The sequence below is a fragment of the Latilactobacillus sp. VITA-14 genome (assembly GCF_046580785.1).
Classification (GTDB): Bacteria; Bacillota; Bacilli; order Lactobacillales; family Lactobacillaceae; genus Latilactobacillus; species Latilactobacillus curvatus.
In genome coordinates, this window is the sequence record NZ_JBJKTM010000020.1 from 1 (window position 1) to 17,096 (window position 17,096).

General features: G+C 41.1%; 16 protein-coding genes. 15 read left to right on the plus strand and 1 reads right to left on the minus strand.

Annotated features, from left to right (window positions below; genetic code table 11):
- Window positions 1-336: 336 nt before the first annotated feature.
- From coaA to ACF1X7_RS08170, 12 genes are all read left to right on the plus strand, one after another.
- A complete protein-coding gene (gene coaA / locus ACF1X7_RS08115) occupies window positions 337-1,266 on the plus strand; it encodes a type I pantothenate kinase (RefSeq protein ID WP_089557280.1) in 930 nt (309 codons plus the stop codon).
- A gap of 176 nt (window positions 1,267-1,442) precedes the next feature.
- Window positions 1,443-2,981: a glutamine-hydrolyzing GMP synthase gene (gene guaA, locus ACF1X7_RS08120; protein WP_065825911.1), complete on the plus strand. Its 1,539-nt coding sequence runs from the start codon at window positions 1,443-1,445 to the stop codon at window positions 2,979-2,981.
- Between the two features lie 139 nt (window positions 2,982-3,120).
- Window positions 3,121-4,488 carry a hypothetical protein gene (locus tag ACF1X7_RS08125; RefSeq protein ID WP_411162649.1) on the plus strand — a complete coding sequence of 456 codons (1,368 nt, stop codon included), beginning with the start codon at window positions 3,121-3,123 and terminating at the stop codon, window positions 4,486-4,488.
- Between the two features lie 398 nt (window positions 4,489-4,886).
- On the plus strand, window positions 4,887-6,494 hold the full coding sequence (locus ACF1X7_RS08130; protein WP_411162650.1) for a DUF262 domain-containing protein: 1,608 nt from the start codon (window positions 4,887-4,889) through the stop codon (window positions 6,492-6,494).
- Window positions 6,495-6,589: 95 nt separating this feature from the next.
- Window positions 6,590-7,441: a sialate O-acetylesterase gene (locus ACF1X7_RS08135; protein WP_411162651.1), complete on the plus strand. Its 852-nt coding sequence runs from the start codon at window positions 6,590-6,592 to the stop codon at window positions 7,439-7,441.
- On the plus strand, window positions 7,438-7,950 hold the full coding sequence (locus tag ACF1X7_RS08140) for a PadR family transcriptional regulator (protein ID WP_065825143.1): 513 nt from the start codon (window positions 7,438-7,440) through the stop codon (window positions 7,948-7,950). The genes ACF1X7_RS08135 and ACF1X7_RS08140 overlap by 4 nt, the downstream gene beginning before the upstream one ends.
- A 492-nt stretch (window positions 7,951-8,442) precedes the next feature.
- The gene (locus ACF1X7_RS08145) at window positions 8,443-8,868 is read left to right on the plus strand and encodes an SIS domain-containing protein (RefSeq protein ID WP_411162658.1); all 426 of its coding nucleotides are present in this window, start codon (window positions 8,443-8,445) and stop codon (window positions 8,866-8,868) included.
- Between the two features lie 23 nt (window positions 8,869-8,891).
- Window positions 8,892-9,887, plus strand: a complete 996-nt coding sequence (locus ACF1X7_RS08150; RefSeq protein WP_411162652.1) for an SIS domain-containing protein — start codon at window positions 8,892-8,894, stop codon at window positions 9,885-9,887.
- A 19-nt stretch (window positions 9,888-9,906) separates the two neighbouring features.
- The gene (locus tag ACF1X7_RS08155; protein ID WP_411162653.1) at window positions 9,907-10,323 is read left to right on the plus strand and encodes a PTS sugar transporter subunit IIA; all 417 of its coding nucleotides are present in this window, start codon (window positions 9,907-9,909) and stop codon (window positions 10,321-10,323) included.
- Window positions 10,324-10,513: 190 nt separating this feature from the next.
- Window positions 10,514-11,254, plus strand: coding sequence for a metal ABC transporter ATP-binding protein (locus ACF1X7_RS08160; RefSeq protein WP_411162654.1), 741 nt, complete (start codon window positions 10,514-10,516; stop codon window positions 11,252-11,254).
- Entirely contained in the window at window positions 11,251-12,105 is an 855-nt protein-coding gene (locus tag ACF1X7_RS08165) for a metal ABC transporter permease (protein ID WP_411162655.1), read from the plus strand. Before ACF1X7_RS08160 ends, ACF1X7_RS08165 begins: the two co-directional genes overlap by 4 nt.
- Entirely contained in the window at window positions 12,102-13,046 is a 945-nt protein-coding gene (locus tag ACF1X7_RS08170) for a metal ABC transporter substrate-binding protein (RefSeq protein ID WP_411162656.1), read from the plus strand. Before ACF1X7_RS08165 ends, ACF1X7_RS08170 begins: the two co-directional genes overlap by 4 nt.
- A 77-nt stretch (window positions 13,047-13,123) precedes the next feature.
- Here the strand turns inward: ACF1X7_RS08170 and ACF1X7_RS08175 are convergent, their stop codons facing one another.
- Window positions 13,124-14,797, minus strand: coding sequence for a glycosyltransferase (locus ACF1X7_RS08175; RefSeq protein WP_411162659.1), 1,674 nt, complete (start codon window positions 14,795-14,797; stop codon window positions 13,124-13,126).
- A gap of 195 nt (window positions 14,798-14,992) precedes the next feature.
- Between ACF1X7_RS08175 and ACF1X7_RS08180 the strand changes: the two genes are divergently transcribed.
- Genes ACF1X7_RS08180 through ACF1X7_RS08190 form a run of 3 tightly spaced genes read left to right on the plus strand, consistent with a single transcriptional unit; the run spans window position 14,993 to window position 17,003 of the window.
- Window positions 14,993-15,262 (plus strand): hypothetical protein, encoded by a 270-nt coding sequence (locus ACF1X7_RS08180; protein WP_039098674.1) that lies wholly within the window; start codon window positions 14,993-14,995, stop codon window positions 15,260-15,262.
- 39 nt (window positions 15,263-15,301) lie between these two features.
- Window positions 15,302-16,090 (plus strand): tyrosine-protein phosphatase, encoded by a 789-nt coding sequence (locus ACF1X7_RS08185; protein ID WP_064776825.1) that lies wholly within the window; start codon window positions 15,302-15,304, stop codon window positions 16,088-16,090.
- 22 nt (window positions 16,091-16,112) lie between these two features.
- Window positions 16,113-17,003 carry an SDR family oxidoreductase gene (locus tag ACF1X7_RS08190; protein ID WP_004270650.1) on the plus strand — a complete coding sequence of 297 codons (891 nt, stop codon included), beginning with the start codon at window positions 16,113-16,115 and terminating at the stop codon, window positions 17,001-17,003.
- The last annotated feature ends 93 nt before the right edge of the window (window positions 17,004-17,096 follow it).

The following is a 17,096-nucleotide window of genomic DNA, read 5'->3' on the forward strand; positions in this document are numbered from 1 at the left end:
GTGCTAGTGCGCCACGTTGAAAACGTGATAAAGTAGATGTACCCAAAGTAATCACTCCCTATATTGGTTGGAATTAGCTACTACCATTGTAAGTGATTGCTTTGGGCTTTTTAATTTCTGTTCGGATTAATTATAGAATTTGCCTACTCTAAAGCGTTTTTAAAATCTGAACGGGACTAAAACTTCGGCCTCCGAAAATTAAATTAAGTAATTTAAATTGAAAGTCAAATTTGTTCGTACTTTTATGTCCGGATTCTTGACATAGGAGCCATCGCAAGATGACGCACTCTGTTTTTAATGTTAAAATGGATGCGTTTAGTATTGGAGGATTGTCGGATGAAGAACGAGATGAAATATTATGAAATCTCGCGTGATGAGTGGCGGGTTTTTCATGGCCGCGGTGACGCGTATACTGGCATCACGGACACGGAGCTGGAACAGATTCGGGGATTGAATGATCGGATTTCACTTGCGGATGTGAGTGATATTTATTTGCCATTACGGCATCTGATACAGATGCACTATGAACAGTACCAGATGCGCCAGGCCGAAAAATCTGAGTTTCTAGAGATTAAGCCACATAGGACACCATTTATCATTGGCATCGCTGGGAGCGTCGCGGTCGGCAAGAGTACGACGGCGCGCTTGTTGCAACTCCTTCTCAGCCGGGCCTACCCGGATAAGAAGGTTCAAATGATTACGACTGATGGGTTCTTATATCCGACAGCCACGCTGAAACAAAAAGGAATTCTTGATAAAAAAGGCTTTCCCGAAAGTTATGATATGCCGCATCTAATTCAATTTATGAATGCGGTCAAAAATAATGTTGGACCAGTCAAAGCACCGAAATATTCACATCAGATTTACGACATTGTGCCCGACGAGTTCGACGTGATTGACGATCCAGATATTTTAATTGTTGAAGGAATTAACGTACTACAGTTGCCATCAACTGAGCAGATTTACGTCAGTGACTTCTTCGACTTTTCAATTTATGTCGATGCGCAAGCCGACTTAATCAAGAAGTGGTTCCTTGAACGTTTCGATCTATTACTCGATTTAGCCAAAGATGATCCGACCAACTACTATTATCCATACGCCATCAGTGACCGACAGAGTGCATTCAAGATGGCGCGGCGGGTATGGCGTGACATTAATTTACAAAATTTAAACGAATATATCTTACCAACGCGTAATCGTGCCGATGTCATTTTGCATAAAACGAAACATCACGTGATTGATAAGGTATTCCTACGTAAATATTAATAATAGAATGAGTTTTTTCACAGGAAGGCCGTCAATCCATTGACGTTTTCATTATTAATCAGTAAAATAGATACATTATAGTTTGACTTAGTGTTATGAATCTAGCAATTTGGTGTTACTTGTTCATACCAAATTGCTTTTTAAAAAGAGGAGTGAGTTGTTTGGTCCAAAAGGACATGCAAGATTTCGATAAGATTATCGTATTAGATTACGGTAGTCAGTATAATCAATTGATTACACGTCGTATCCGTGAATTCGGGATTTTCTCTGAATTGTTGCCTAACACGACAACAGCAGCAGAAATCAAGAAGATCGCCCCTAAGGGAATTATTTTCTCTGGTGGCCCAATGAGTGTTTACGATGATGGTGCCTTTTCAGTTGACCCCGAAATTTTTGAACTAGGGATTCCAATTCTCGGGATTTGTTACGGGATGCAGTTGATCAGTTTTAAGAACGGCGGGAATGTTGAAGCATCAACAGAACGTGAATATGGTAAGGCTGAAATTACAGTCACTGACAAAGACAGTGACTTATTCAAAGGTCTTCCTGAAAAACAAACGGTGTGGATGAGTCATGGTGACAAAGTCACAGCGATTCCAGAAGGTTTCGTAACGGTTGCTGAAAGTGATAATACACCTTTCACCGCCATCGAAAACCGTGAACGTCGGATTTATGGGATTCAATTCCATACCGAAGTGCGGAATACTGAATTCGGGAACGATATTTTGAAGAACTTTGCATTTGGTGTCTGTGGTGCCCAAGATAACTGGACAATGAACGACTTCATCGACATGCAAATCGCTAAGATTCGCGAACAAGTCGGTGACAAGAAAGTCCTTCTTGGTCTTTCAGGTGGCGTTGATTCATCTGTTGTTGGGGTGTTATTACACCGCGCAATTGGCGACCAATTGGTCAGCATCTTTGTTGATCACGGCTTACTCAGAAAAGGCGAAGTTGAACAAGTGATGGAAAGTCTTGGCGGTAAATTTGGGTTGAACATCATCCAAGTGGACGCTAAAGACCGTTTCATGAGTAAACTCGCTGGCGTTTCTGATCCAGAAAAGAAACGGAAGATTATTGGTAACGAATTTATCCAAGTGTTCGACGAAGAAGCAACTAAGTTAAACGGAATCGATTTCTTAGCGCAAGGGACTTTATACACTGACATTATCGAAAGTGGTACAAGTACTGCGACAACCATCAAATCACATCATAACGTTGGTGGTTTACCAGAAGACATGCAATTTAGCTTAATTGAACCTTTAAATACATTATTTAAAGATGAAGTCCGTGACCTTGGTGAAAAACTAGGCATGCCATATGAACTCGTATGGCGCCAACCATTCCCAGGCCCTGGCCTTGGGATTCGGGTCCTCGGTGAAGTCACTGAAGACAAATTAAAGATTGTCCGTGATAGTGATTTAATTCTCCGTGAAGAATTTGCACTCGCTGGCTTAGATAAAACTGTATGGCAATACTTTACAGTTTTACCAGGCATCCGTAGTGTGGGTGTCATGGGTGATGGCCGGACATACGATTACACGGTTGGGATTCGTGCCGTTAACTCAATCGACGGCATGACAGCTGACTTCTCACGGATTCCATGGGATATCTTGCAAAAGGTTTCTGTGCGAATCGTTAACGAAGTCGATCACGTCAACCGCATCGTGTACGATATTACGAGCAAGCCACCTTCAACAGTGGAATGGGAATAAAATCCCAAGCAAAACACCGCAAGTCGTTTCAACGACTTACGGTGTTTTTTTGTGCAATCAATTTAGGCTTTTAACGGTAGTTCTTTGAAATCAGACGCAATATAAGGTACCATCTAATCAATGAAAGTAGGGATGATTGATGACAAATGGGCAACAATTAGTGACCAGTGAAAAAATTAAACAAGGGATTGTCTTTGCGGTGGCGAAGTTAATTCAAATTCTCCCTTTAATTGGCTTAACCATGATTCATAGTGGGCAGTCGGTGGCGTCTTATATGCCATATATCTTATTCTATACCGCGTTGAAAACTGGCTTATTATTCGTGAATAGTCTAGGCCACGTGCAGAATTCATTTAAAATAACTAGTATCAGTATGCTGCTAGCTGCTGGCGCCTTATTGCTATTGGCTATTTCGCCTTGGCTGTATTTAACGGACATGGCGGCCTTTATCCTGGGTGCCAGTGCCAGTGTGATCATGCCAACCTATGAGGGCGTTTATTATCACGAGCGGGTGGTTTGGAAATGGCACCTTATGGGCACTGAAATTAAAACGTTATTGGCTTTTAGCCTAATAACGGTTGGTCTGTTGACCATCGCTAGTCATTTTTCATATCGGTTAGTCTTTATTGTTATCATGCTATTTGTATTGATTGGCTTTATCGGTATGCAACACTTCGAACCGTTTGTGAAGCAACTTGATGAATCGGTGTTTGTTGCACAAACCAAATCACTTAATAACTTGGAACTATTTGTCTGGGCAACCGCGATGGCGTTTGCGCTAAGATATCTGCGCCTTTTTGAAGCCCAATTTGCCTGGTTGTTAATTACCATTGCTGTCATTGGGTTAGTCGCGCTAGTCTTGCGAGTGATCATCACGCGCGGCACTAAAACGAAGATGCCAAGTTGGCTTTTGGTTGCGGCTTTAATTAACGGGGCGTTTGAAACGTTCTTAATGCTCTATATTTTTGTCGCAATTCAAAATCAGAGTTTGATGATAGGCGCCTACGTGACTTACGGTGCGGGGATGATTTTAGCCCAAGTTATTCGAAAGAGCGTGCAAGGGCGCTTTTCGAAGTTATCAGACTTAAAAGTCCAATTACTAGGATTTGTTGTTGGTGCGTGGTTGATGATTACGCCACATCTAATTTTATTAGGCATCTTATTGATTAGTTTCTTTGGCAGTGCCAACAGCATTCTTTTAAATCACCGCGCTTATTACACCGGCGTCACGACGCCGGCCCAAACCTTAATTATTAAATATCGGAATACGTATCTCGGTAGTATCCTAATGCAATTTATCTTGATCACCGGCTTGATGGGCCTAGCCGTAATGCGGCAACAAGACATGACGGCCGTGATTGCCCAAATCAGTGGCAGTGTCGCAATGTCTGACACAACCAGTCAGTTGATTCACTTGGCCGGCCTGATTAGCGTTGGCTTGCTAACGGTAATTGCCGGATTGGCAGGTAGATATTTACCAGCGATGGATGAAAATCTGCTCACTTAATGGATAAAAATAACGGTCCTGGATAGGGACCGTTGTTTTTTGTGGTTTTTGAGGATTATGTTATTACTTATACGGATTTTTTGGGGATGAAAAGCGTAAAAGCGCCTCTCAGTGGTACAATACTCAGTTAAACGAATAGTGAATTCCTAAAATATGTTGCTGGTCCTAATAACCTGATTAGGATCAGATATTAAGACAGATGAACTCTATAAATAAGAATAAGCGCTGCTAATTATGGGGATCTGAAACGGCAAAAAGGTGTGTGAAATACTTTTGTTTAATAGATATGGAGCTAGGGTTCATATAAAACATATCTATTTAGTGCTGTTAGTTAATGTTATAATAACACTAATATTTGTATAAATACTATGGACACTATTATAATTGGGGGTATCTAAATGTCACGCGGGCTAACGATTCAAGAACTATCTGTTTCATCTTTATTAAAGGAAAATAAAAATATGGTTATTCCAGTGTATCAACGAGGGTATTCATGGGAAACGCAACAGCTAGATGAATTTTGGAATGATTTATTAGAGGTTATCGAGGATAAGCAGGTTTATCATTTCTTCGGACAAATTGTAATGAATAATTCGGAAGACAAGCTGTTTATTATTGATGGCCAACAGCGTGTGACAACTAGCACTATATTTGTAGCTATATTACGGAATAAATTAATTAGTATTTCTGAAGAATCTAACGATAGTGGGGCAGGCTTTTTTGCAAATCTTATTCAGGATGATCTAATTGGTACTAGACGGCCATTTCATTTAACTCAGAGTGATGATTTGGATGAATATTTTACCGAAAATATACTGATTAGAAATGCATTTAATACCAGGAATAAGCCTAAAAAGGGTGCGACTAAGAATGTTTATGATGCTTATATGCACCTTAGTCGTAAATTGGATGATGAATTAAAAAAGATCAAACTATCAAATGAAAGACGGGATTATGTTTATAATCTATATAAGGCATTCACGGAAAATTTCTTTGTGATCACGTTGATTACACCAGATGAAGCTGCGGCATTTGTGATTTTCGAAACGTTAAATGCACGTGGCCGTGATTTAAACGCTAGTGATTTATTGAAGAATCATATTTTACGAACTGCTAAGAATGATATCAATTTGGTTAAAAATAGCTGGGATATCATGGCAGATGATTTAGGTAATGATTCGACTAAAATGACAAAATTTATTCGTGCCTATTGGAATGCCAGCAAGCAATTCGTAACGGAAAAATCGTTATACAGGGTTATTTATAATGAGATAGAAACCTCAAGCGCCGCCTTGAAACTAGTTGAAGATTTAAATCAGTTAGCGCCAGTGTATGAAGCTATTACAAATCCTAAAAACGCAATTTTCTTTGAAGATGTTGAAATTAACTCTCTCTTAATAACATTGTTAGATCTAGGAGGGAAGACGTTCCATCCATTAGTTTTAGCACTGGTTAAAAATGATTTCAGTGAAGCAGATATTCTAACAACATTGCATAAGATTTATTCATTTATTGTTAGAAACTTTACAGTAGGTGGTTTAGTAGCTAATAAATATGAAAAGTTATTTTCCAATATTGCCATTAAAGTTAATACGCATGAGATAACGTCAATTGAATCTGTTAATGAGCAAATTACAAATAATTATTTAACAGATGAGCAATTTAAAGATGATTTTCAGTATACGAGGATTAAGACAGAAAAGGCAAGTAAACATATTCTAAGAGATATCTTTTATAGAGAAGAAGCAGATAAGATTGATTTAGATAAAGTAAAAGTAATTATCCTGAATAAAAACATTGATAACGCTGATCTTATTGGCAATAAGATTTTAGTAACGAAGACGGAATTCTCTAAGATGAAAAATGTAGATAATATATTACCTATATTACGTGCTTCTAAGTTTAACTATACGCGTTTGATGGCTGAATCTAGATTAATAAGTGAAAAAGAAGTACTGGAAATTCAACGTAATCAAGCTGAATTTGCTGCAGAGTATTGGCGGTAAATTAAGAAAGTTAATTCAAATTTTGAATTAACTTTCTTTTTGCATTCATAGTCTAATTAGACTATACTATAAAAATCAATTTCAGGAGGAATTTTATGATGAAGTCAATTTTATTAGTCGGTCAGTCGAATATGGCTGGGCGGGGATTTATTCAAGATGTGCCGGGATTGCGGCACGAGCGCGTGAAGATGCTGCGCAATGGGCGCTGGCAAATGATGGCCGAACCGATTCATTTTGATCGGGAGGTTGCGGGTGTTGGGCCGGCTGCGTCATTTGCTGCGGCGTGGGTGCAAGCTCATCCTGATGAAGAATTGGGGTTAATCCCCTGCGCGGAAGGTGGGAGCACCATCGATGAGTGGGCGAGCGACGAACTTTTGATGCGTCACGCGATTACTGAGGCGAAATTTGCACAGGAATCTAGTGAGTTAATCGGTGTGTTATGGCATCAAGGTGAAAGTGACAGTTTAAATGGTGGCTATCAAACGTATGCGGCCAAGTTGACGGCGGTCTTCAATCATTTACGTGCAGCATTGGACCAACCTGATTTACCAATCATTGCGGGTCAATTGCCAGCCTTTTTAGGCAAAGTAGGGTTCGGCGCGAGCGCCACGGAATTTAACGAAATTAATCGCGAAATGGCGCAAGTTGTCGCGCAAGATCCACACAGTTATTTGGTCAACGCTGCCGAATTAACGGCTAACCCAGATGGGATTCACATTGACGCGGCCTCGCAACGGCGTTTTGGTATTCGTTATTTCCAAGCTTTCGAACAGCATCAAGATGTTCCTGACGTCCTTGCAGATGAAGCGGTTCAACTAGACCAACTCTATCAACGCCCAGAATCACAGCAGGAAAAGATGTACCGATTGAGTCGTGATTTTGCATTTGGCCAAATGAGTTATGCCGACTTTATTGCACAGCTAACGGGCAAGGAGACTGGCAAATGATTCAATTTTTAATATTGGGATTACTAAAGAAAAAGCCGGGCGCGTATGGTTACGAATTATTGGCTGACATGGAAAGCCAATACTACGCTTTTTTCGTGAACTTCACGAAGGGCTCGTTTTACTATAACTTGCAGCAGCTGGCAGAAAAGGCACTGATCGAAAAAGTCGCGGACGACGTGCCCGATAAGCGGGAAAAGAATCGCTATCAATTAACGGCCGCTGGCATAACGGCTTTTGAGCAACAATTTGCCCATTATGGTCGCCAGAATAAGCCGATTACGTTTCCATTCTACACACCACTATTATTCACGGATCAAGTGGCACCAGAACAGATGGATAAGCTGTTAAAAAGCCAAATTGAACAGACACAGGCTAAAATCCGTGCGATTGACGCGGCACTTGCCAATCCGGCTGACTTGCAACCGATGTTTATCAAGATGATGACTAATTCTAAACGGCATCATGAAGTTAATCTGGAATGGTTGCAAGAACAACTTGAAAATCAATAACGCAAAAACCACCGTACTGTTTAGCAGTACGGTGGTTTTTAATTCAGTCGTTTATGAAAAGAATTCGTATGAATATACGCTAATACGTTCTTCAGTAATAAGGACCAATCGTCTGGTTCGAAATTATTTCTGAATAAGAAGAATTGTCCGTTTAAAGACTCGTCATGTTCGTAGTGATCAGAGATGATGAGGTCTGCGTCTTCGATCTAATCAGTGAACACAATTGAAGACCTGAACACATTTTGTAGATTTTTGGTAATCATCATCGCTGCATAGAAATTTTTAGTGTATTGGATATTAATTTTTAAGGGTTTGATTTGGGGATTGTAGTCGAGCAAAAAGAAGAACATTTCGCTTAATAGAGTGCCCGTTGAATTCGCTGGTAATGTTGTGTAATGAGCCTTCTTTTCAGCTAAAAATTGATTTAAATGATCAATTTCTTGATAAGAATCAATATCGATTTGTTCGTACTTTTATGTCCGGATTCTTGACATAGGAGCCGTTGGTTATGGTGGCACATACGGTGTGGCCCGTGAAGGTGAAACTAAGATTACAGAAACAGTGCGTATTACCGCACTCGGTAAGGAAGTTGAAGAGTATATGCACGGCCCTTATATTGGACTCCACGCAAGTGATCATGTGATTTTCATTGAACCAAACGGGAAGTTACAAGAGCGAGTCGCTAAGTTACAAAAATTTTTAACCGGCAAAGTGGCGAAGGTTGTCCGAATTACGAATGGCCAAGTTGATCGTCAAGACGACCTCGGCTTAGCGTTACCAACTGATGAGTTGTTAGCCCCACTCTTTATGACTATTCCAATTCACTTATTGGCTTATACCGCATCAGCGCGCAAGCAAATTAATCTAAAAGTAGCAGCTTTTCCAGATTTTGATCCAATTACAAATTCAAAAATATAAAAAATTGAAAGAAGGAAATTGAGATGTTGAAATTTAACGGAAAAGAATTATTGGCAAACTTAGAAGGCGGAATTGCACTCAGATCAGACATTAATAAAATTGTCGATCAAATTAATGATGAGGGTTATAGTAATATTTGTTGGATTGGGATCGGTGGCACTTATGCATCATCCATGCAAGCGGTCGTTCACATGAAAGAAAGAACAAAAATTGAAACATTCTACGAAAACGCAGCTTCGTTCTTAACAACTGGCAATCTCCGAGTGACAAAAGACACGGTTGTGATTATTTCTTCAGTTACTGGAAATACGCAAGAAATGGTCGAAGCTGTCAAGAAATGTAATGAAATTGGTGCACGTGTAATTGGGTTTGTTGATCGTGCAGATGCCGATTTAGCAACGATGTGTGATTATTTAATTTCATACCCATTGAATGAACAACTTAAGTTCTTCATGGTAGGTGATCGCTTTATGTATTTAGTAGGGGAATTCGATCAATACGACGAATTCTACAAACAAATGGATGATAACTTTGCAAAAGATGTTGTGGCTGTTTATAAAAATGCGGACGAATTTGCTACAGAATTTGCACTGCAACATCACGAAGATGAAATGCATTATTTTGTTGGGGCTGGTAACCAATGGGGTGCTACGTATTCATATGCAATGTGCTATTGGGAAGAACAACATTGGCTCAGAACAAAATCAATTGAAGCGCAAGAATTCTTCCACGGGATGTTCGAAATTGTTGAACGCGATACACCAGTCACAATTTACGTGACAGAAGATAGTCAACGACAATTGAGCGAACGCGTTGCTAACTTCATCCCACAAATCTGTGCTAATTATACGGTTATCGATGCGAAAGATTACGACATGCCGGGGATTTCACCAGAATTCCGCGGTGCATTATCACCATTTATCTTGCATGCGGTCAATGATCGAATTGATGTGCACATCGAAGACTTGAACCGCCATCCAATGGAAATTAGACGTTACTATCGTCAATTGAAATATTAAAATGGCTGGAGGAACAGAGATGATTGGAGTCGTGATTTGTACGCATGGTGCCGCTGGTAGAGGTCTAGTTCAAGCTGCTGAAATGATTTGTGGGCAACAAGTGCATTTGGCAGTTATTTCTTATGAAATGGGGGAAACGACAGAAGCTTTACGCCAACAAATTAATAAAAGTTTTGCATCATTTGAACCACTATCTGAAATTTTTGTATTGACTGATATTAAAGGTGGGACACCTTTTAATGTGATGGTTGATATCATTCGGGATGCGCCACAGTATCGACTCGTATCAGGTGTTAATTTACCGATGTTACTTGAATTATTCATCAACCGTGACAACTTGGGATTGGATGCATTAACAGATAAAGTATTAGCATCTGGTCAAAAGGGGATTTATCAATACACTGTTTCAAATGAGGATGCTGACGAAGATTTCTAATTAATAACAAGAGTCGTGCTGTTTAAAAATAGCGCGACTCTTTTATTATGTTTTACGTGAAACATCCTAAGCCATTGTTCCACAGAAATCCCGAAAAGTTAGCCTAAACTAAACTATTTGTTAATTCCATTAAAATCATGTATGCTGTAGTGAGAAAAGTTAGGTTTACCTAAAAGAATGGAGGCTCTTTATGTTATCAGTTAAGAACCTCACCGTTGCTTACGATGACACACCAGTATTTACTGATGTTGCCGTTCAGTTTGACGCAGGCAAAATCACTGGCATCATTGGACCAAACGGTGCAGGCAAATCAACTCTGATTAAAGCAATATTAGGGTTGGTTAAGGCACGGCAAGGCTCAGTTTTATATCAAGATCGACCAATGCGCGCAGTTCAGAAGCAAGTCGCATACGTTGAACAGCGTAAAGATTTGGATTTAAATTTTCCAATTAACGTTTTTGACGTGGTGCTAACGGGCACGTATGGCAAGTTAGGCTTATTCCGCGATCCGGGTAAAAAGGCAAAACAAGCCAGTCGCGCGGCACTTGAACAAGTATCGCTCAGCGAATTTGCGCAACGCCAAATTGGCCAGTTGTCAGGTGGACAATTACAGCGAGTTTTCGTTGCACGCACCATCGTCCAAGAAGCGGATATTATTATTTTAGATGAACCGTTTGTTGGGATTGATTTACAGAGTGAGACCGCGATCATGGCAATCATGAAACAGTGGCGTGATGCGGGTAAAACAATCATTGTCATTCATCACGATTTGAATAAAGTATCGCAATATTTCGATGATTTAGTGGTGATGAACCACGGCATCGTCGATTATGGACCAACTGAAAAAGTTTATAATGCGCAAAACATTGAGCGTGCTTTTAGTGCGGACTTATCCGCTGTCTTGTTTGATGCACAGGAGGTGGCAAAATGACGAGTATTCCAGCTTTTATTAGTGCGTTGGGTCGTTATGAATTCTTGCAGAGTGCGTTGCTGACCGCCGTAATGGTCGGCATCATGTCTGGCATTGTCGGGAGTTTCATCATTTTGCGCGGGATGTCGTTGATGGGTGACGCGATTTCACATGCGGTGTTACCGGGTGTCGCAGTGGCGTACATGTTGGGAATTAATGTGCTGGTTGGCGCATCGGTATTTGGTATTTTAGCGGCGGTCTTAATCGGCTTTGTCGCAACACATAGTAAAATTAAGACGGATACTTCGATTGGGGTCGTCTTTAGTGCCTTTTATGCGCTTGGGTTTATCCTGATTTCGATGGCCGAAAGTGCAACCAACTTACATCATATTTTATTCGGGAACATTCTCGCCGTCAGTGATAGCGACATTATGAGTACGGCGATTGTCTTAGGCTTAGTGATCTTATTCGTCTCATTCTTCTACAAAGAATTATTGATTACCTCGTTTGATGAAACCTATGCGAAAACATATGGGTTAAAAACGCAGGTGCTACATTACGGTTTAATGTTGGTGCTAACCTTAGTCACGGTTTCAGCTCTACAAACGGTCGGGATTATTTTGGTCGTTGCGATGTTGATTACCCCAGCAGCCACCGCCTTTTTATGGACGGATCGCTTAGTGACGATGCTCTTCTTATCGGCTGGGATTGGTGCTGTGTCAGCAATCAGTGGATTATACTTCAGTTACACATTGAACTGGTCATCTGGTCCGGCGATTGTTTTGATGGCAGCCGTGCTCTTTGCCATTTCATTCATCTGCGCACCTAAGCAAGGTTTCCTTAAGTGGCGCAAAGGAGGACGACCAGCATGAAAAAAATGATTGTGACGTTAATCGCAGTTTTTGGTTTAGTGGGTGGTGTGTATGGCTTCATCCAGCACCGCGCCCAATCTAAACAACAACAAACGAACCAGCAGACTAAATTACGTGTAGTGACCACGAATTCGATTCTTGAAGATATGGTCCATAATGTTGGTCAAGACCACATTGAACTTTACAGTATTGTGAAACGGGGAACTGACCCGCATGAATATGAACCGCAACCGACGGATATTTCAAAAGCGACTGATGCAGATGTGATTTTTCACAACGGGTTAAATCTCGAAACGGGTGGCAACGGTTGGTTTATAAAACTTGTTAAGATCGCGCATAAGCAATTCGAAAAGGATGTTTTCGCTGCTAGCAAGGGGATTCAGGTGCAACATTTGACAACCAACCAAACAGAACCCGATCCACACGCATGGTTGGATTTGGCGAACGGTATTCAATACGTTGAAAACATTACGAAAGCGCTGCAGACCAAAGATCCAGCGCACGCTGATGATTACCGCAAAAATGCGGATCGCTACACTGCACGTTTGCGCAAATTGCATACTGATGCGCAAACTAAATTCGCCGATATTCCAGCTAATCAGCGGGTCTTGGTGACTTCAGAAGGCGCCTTTAAGTATTTTGGTAAGGCCTATCAGGTCACACCGGTTTACATTTGGGAAATTAATACTGAGTCGCAAGGCACACCTGAACAGATGAAGACGGTTCTTGCAAAAATTGCAGATTCAGATGTTAAGCATCTGTTTGTTGAGAGTTCTGTTTCGCCGAAATCAATGGAAAAAGTTGCTCAGGAAACTGGGTTACCAATTTATGCGAAAATTTTTACAGACTCACTCGCGCAAAGAGGGAAGCAAGGTGACACTTACTATACGATGATGAAGTGGAACCTAGATAAGATTCATGATGGCTTAGTCGGTCAATAAAAAGATAATTTTTAGCAATTAAAAAAGCGGGTGCTTAGACAAAAATAAATTTGTCTAAGCACCCGCTTTTTTTGTAGTTATCCTTGTTGAGAAAGGGAACGGCGATTGGCGAAGGGAACGAGCCGCTTTTTTTGTTTTAAGAACCGTTGCCGGTAGTAACGATATTGTGGTGTGAATGGATGGGAAGATGAGGCATGCCATGGCTTTTCGTGACCACAGAAGTGAACAAGCGCAGGTTCTCTTTGGGTTTCTAAGAATTGTTTTTTGAGGTGTTCAGTTGGTGGTGTAATGGTGTTCATCAAAATGTTTGTTTGGGCATTCCACATAGGGTGAAGGTGAATCCACCGATCATGCAAAATTGCATTTAAAGCATCTTGATCGTGGAAGCGTAATTTCTCAGGGTGCTGATTGATGAAGTCGAGTACACGGCTGACAATATTGTGTTGACGCCATTTTTTGAGATTGAGTAACATCACACCGGAATTAAAGTAACGCGGACTTTGGTAATCGATAGCCATTTTTTCTAAGCGTTCGTGGAACCCAGCATCTTCTACCGCAGCGAGGAAGGATTGGCCTAAGTCGATATCCCATAGCCGGGCTAAATCTGTGAGGCATAGCGCATCGCAATCGATGTAGAGTGCACGATCGAGGTGAGGGAACACGTCGGGAATTAGAATCCGATAGTACGCCGTTTTCAAGATTCGATCACTTTCAACAGTATTGGCCAGTAAAGATTCGTTGACCTCTGCAAAGGTCAAGTCGGCATCAAATCGAGCCACAACATGCTGTAAGACCGCTTTATCTCGTGCGGTGAGGTGGTCTTCTAAGACGTAAAAAGCATAGTGTCGATGTGAGTCATTGTGATTAAGAATTGAGGCGTATAGAATTGCCAGCGGTTCGATGAAATCGGAATTGACAGCCGATACAATGTTGATTATATCGGATTGTTGCGCATGTAATTGTTTGAGTTCCTTTTGATATTGGTTTAAGAAGGGGTGACTTTTTAGAGTGTTCCAAGGTTTCTCGTGTGTTGTGAAGTGAACAATTGCCGGGTTGGCGATTGCTTCATCAAATAAATGGGCATATTCAGTGTTGATAGGCGCATGTTTTCTAAAGAGCAATGAGTTTTGTACGTTCCATTTAGGATGGAGTAGTTTCACTTTACCAACCAAAGTGGCATTCAGCGCATCTTGATCATGGAATTGTAAGCGATCCGCATGATGATTGATGAAGTGGAAAATCCGCTCTGTGATGGATGCATGATTCCACCGAACCGTATCAATTAGCATGACCCCTGAATTGAAGTAGATGTTATTCGATTGTGGTGGAGTGATGCCGAGCCGTCGCAGTGTGAGCGCTTGTCCTGGATCAATCACGGCACCTACGATATTTGTGCCCAAAGGCGTATTGTATAGCGGCGTGAGATCAGTTTGTACGAGGATATCGACATCTAAATATAAGACACGTTCGATTTTTTTCCGCAACAAAAGAGTTGGCGCTAAAATGCGGTAGTAAGCCGTTTTGTTGATGTGGTTGCTTTCAGGACAGTTTTCAAAAAGCTGCTTATTAAGTGCAATAAACTCAACTTGATTGGGTCGTGGGACGCGCTTGGAAACAGCGTGTTTCGTTTGCGGAGTGAGTTCATTATCGAGAATAAAAAAATTAATAGTAGTTTTGGGCGAAATATGGGTTAGAACCGACTTTATGGCGATTAGAAGTTGATCACCATAGTTTTCATCTGCGGCAAACATGATATTAATAGCGTTGATAATAACCATCTCCTTTAGGTGTTCTGTTTTTATTTAAACAACTTCAACAATCTTTGTAAAGGTAAATGATTGTGCTAACAATAACAAAACGTAATCATAAAAGTTGCATCAATAAATGTGATTATTTTATATTGATGGTGTAGCGTTATTAAAAATTTCATGAAAGGAAGGTTGCTTATGCAAAAAGAAGTCCCAATTAGGAAAGTTAGGTTAGGTCGTAGTACAGTCAAGACCCCAGAATTGTGCTTGGTGATTAAGAAAGAATCAGCCAATCTAAAGTGTTTTCTAGAAGGTATGACTGATTTGGAGGAAGCAATTTTAAGAGAGAATAACGGTGAGGCCCTCGTCGGTGAGAGCTGGGGGCCATTGGAATTTGATCATCATGGTCGTGTTTTTAGTAACAAGACGGTAAAAAGGTGTCTTCAAAAATTGGATGATAATCAATGATCCTAGCAGCCAAAGTGGTTGATTAGAGAGGATGAGTCGATGGTTTCGCGCATATTACCAATTAAAAATGGCTACAATTTCAGAGAACTAGGTGGCTATCAAACACTGGATGGTCGCTCGATTAAACCGCATCGATTATTCAGAACGGGGAATCTGGCGAATCTTAGTAAGAGAGAATTGGTGCTCTTGGAAAGCTACCATATCACCTATGTCGTGGATTTTCGTTCACCAATGGAGCGCAAAAAAGCGCCAGATAAAAAGATTACGACGGCATCTTACGAATCGTTGCCAATTTTTAAAGAAGATGCGACGCAAAGTACGGCGAGTGAAGCGGAACTTTATGAGCGCTACACCAATAATCCGCTTGGTGGGCAGCAACAAATGCGCCAAGTCTATCGAGAAATGGTGCAAGATCCCTATTCAATCGGAATGTATCGCCAATTCTTCGAACGATTATTGACTGAAGCCGATCCGCAACAAGCAGTTTTATTTCACTGTACAGGTGGCAAAGACCGTACCGGAATGGCGGCTTATTATTTATTAAATGCACTCGGGGTACCTGAAGATGTGATCCAATATGATTATCTATTATCGAATACAGCATCTAGGGAACACGTTGCAGCCCGCATTAAGACGCTACGTCAAAAAGATGCCTCAAGCGGCTTTTTAAAAAGTATGCATGCATTGATGAGTGTTGATCAGTCCTACTTAAACGCAGCTGAGCGCATAATCAATGAGGATTATGGTTCAACTCAAGCCTATTTACAACAGGCCTTAGGATTAACAACGCAGGACATTGAACATTTAAAAGCAGTGTATCTAGATTAATTGGAAAAGAGGGAACAAGAAGATGGGTAAACCAGATTTAAAAGATCCGCGAACACTTTATCGGACAGAGCCATTTCAAGAACAAGAACAAGCTAGTCCGGCATTGCAAGATCAAATGCATCCCAAGCCAGATTGTGGCGAAGAACACTACCGTGGTGCACAACGGTTACTAGATCGTAAAGTGCTGATTACCGGAGGAGATTCTGGTATCGGTCGCGCAGTTGCAATTGCGTTTGCCCGAGAAGGAGCAGACATTGCATTGCAATATTTGCCAGGTGAAGAAGTGGATGCACAAGAAGTGGCTCAATTGGTGCGAGATGCAGGGCGTAAAATCGCATTGATCCCAGCTGATTTTCGGAAACCACAGATTGCTAGCCAAGTAGTGGAAACCGCGCAGCAGCAAATTGGCACACTTGACACATTAGTCTTAAACGCAGCTCAACAAATTGCGCATCCATCAATTACCGAATTACCAATAGAACAAGTTCAAGATAGTTTTAACGTTAATGTGGTTGCGATGTATGCGCTTGTGCAAGCAGCATTGCCTCAATTACCGGCTGGCGGCAGTATTCTGACGACCACTTCAGTGCAAGCCTTTAATCCGAGTCCGCATTTGTTAGATTATGCAGCAACAAAAGCAGCAATCAAGAATTTTACGATCAATCTAGCGCAACAATTAGCGGATAAAGGTATTCGGGTCAACGGGGTTGCACCAGGTCCGATTTGGACACCGTTGCAGTTGGCTCAAGGACAACTGGAAGGGGCTTTGCCTAAGTTTGGGCAGAATACATTGCTAGAAAGAGCCGGCCAACCGGCGGAATTAGCACCGCTATATGTTTTTTTAGCAAGCAACGCAGCAAGCTATATTACCGGTCAAATTTACGGCGTTACCGGTGGCGAATCAATTAATTAAACAAGTGCATTTACGATAATTTAATAATATTGATAAGCGTATTGTTTTACGGATGCTGGTTGAATTTGTTACATTTATGGAGAACTAGCAATA

What these genes read in the sequence shown, in the direction of transcription:
- coaA (WP_089557280.1), top strand. Translation starts at nt 337, where the DNA reads ATGAAGAACGAGATGAAATATTATGAAATCTCGCGTGATGAGTGGCGG.
- guaA (WP_065825911.1), top strand. Translation starts at nt 1,443, where the DNA reads ATGCAAGATTTCGATAAGATTATCGTATTAGATTACGGTAGTCAGTAT.
- ACF1X7_RS08125 (WP_411162649.1), top strand. Translation starts at nt 3,121, where the DNA reads ATGACAAATGGGCAACAATTAGTGACCAGTGAAAAAATTAAACAAGGG.
- ACF1X7_RS08130 (WP_411162650.1), top strand. Translation starts at nt 4,887, where the DNA reads ATGTCACGCGGGCTAACGATTCAAGAACTATCTGTTTCATCTTTATTA.
- ACF1X7_RS08135 (WP_411162651.1), top strand. Translation starts at nt 6,590, where the DNA reads ATGATGAAGTCAATTTTATTAGTCGGTCAGTCGAATATGGCTGGGCGG.
- ACF1X7_RS08140 (WP_065825143.1), top strand. Translation starts at nt 7,438, where the DNA reads ATGATTCAATTTTTAATATTGGGATTACTAAAGAAAAAGCCGGGCGCG.
- ACF1X7_RS08150 (WP_411162652.1), top strand. Translation starts at nt 8,892, where the DNA reads ATGTTGAAATTTAACGGAAAAGAATTATTGGCAAACTTAGAAGGCGGA.
- ACF1X7_RS08155 (WP_411162653.1), top strand. Translation starts at nt 9,907, where the DNA reads ATGATTGGAGTCGTGATTTGTACGCATGGTGCCGCTGGTAGAGGTCTA.
- ACF1X7_RS08160 (WP_411162654.1), top strand. Translation starts at nt 10,514, where the DNA reads ATGTTATCAGTTAAGAACCTCACCGTTGCTTACGATGACACACCAGTA.
- ACF1X7_RS08165 (WP_411162655.1), top strand. Translation starts at nt 11,251, where the DNA reads ATGACGAGTATTCCAGCTTTTATTAGTGCGTTGGGTCGTTATGAATTC.
- ACF1X7_RS08170 (WP_411162656.1), top strand. Translation starts at nt 12,102, where the DNA reads ATGAAAAAAATGATTGTGACGTTAATCGCAGTTTTTGGTTTAGTGGGT.
- ACF1X7_RS08175 (WP_411162659.1), bottom strand. Translation starts at nt 14,797, where the DNA reads ATGTTTGCCGCAGATGAAAACTATGGTGATCAACTTCTAATCGCCATA.
- ACF1X7_RS08180 (WP_039098674.1), top strand. Translation starts at nt 14,993, where the DNA reads ATGCAAAAAGAAGTCCCAATTAGGAAAGTTAGGTTAGGTCGTAGTACA.
- ACF1X7_RS08185 (WP_064776825.1), top strand. Translation starts at nt 15,302, where the DNA reads ATGGTTTCGCGCATATTACCAATTAAAAATGGCTACAATTTCAGAGAA.
- ACF1X7_RS08190 (WP_004270650.1), top strand. Translation starts at nt 16,113, where the DNA reads ATGGGTAAACCAGATTTAAAAGATCCGCGAACACTTTATCGGACAGAG.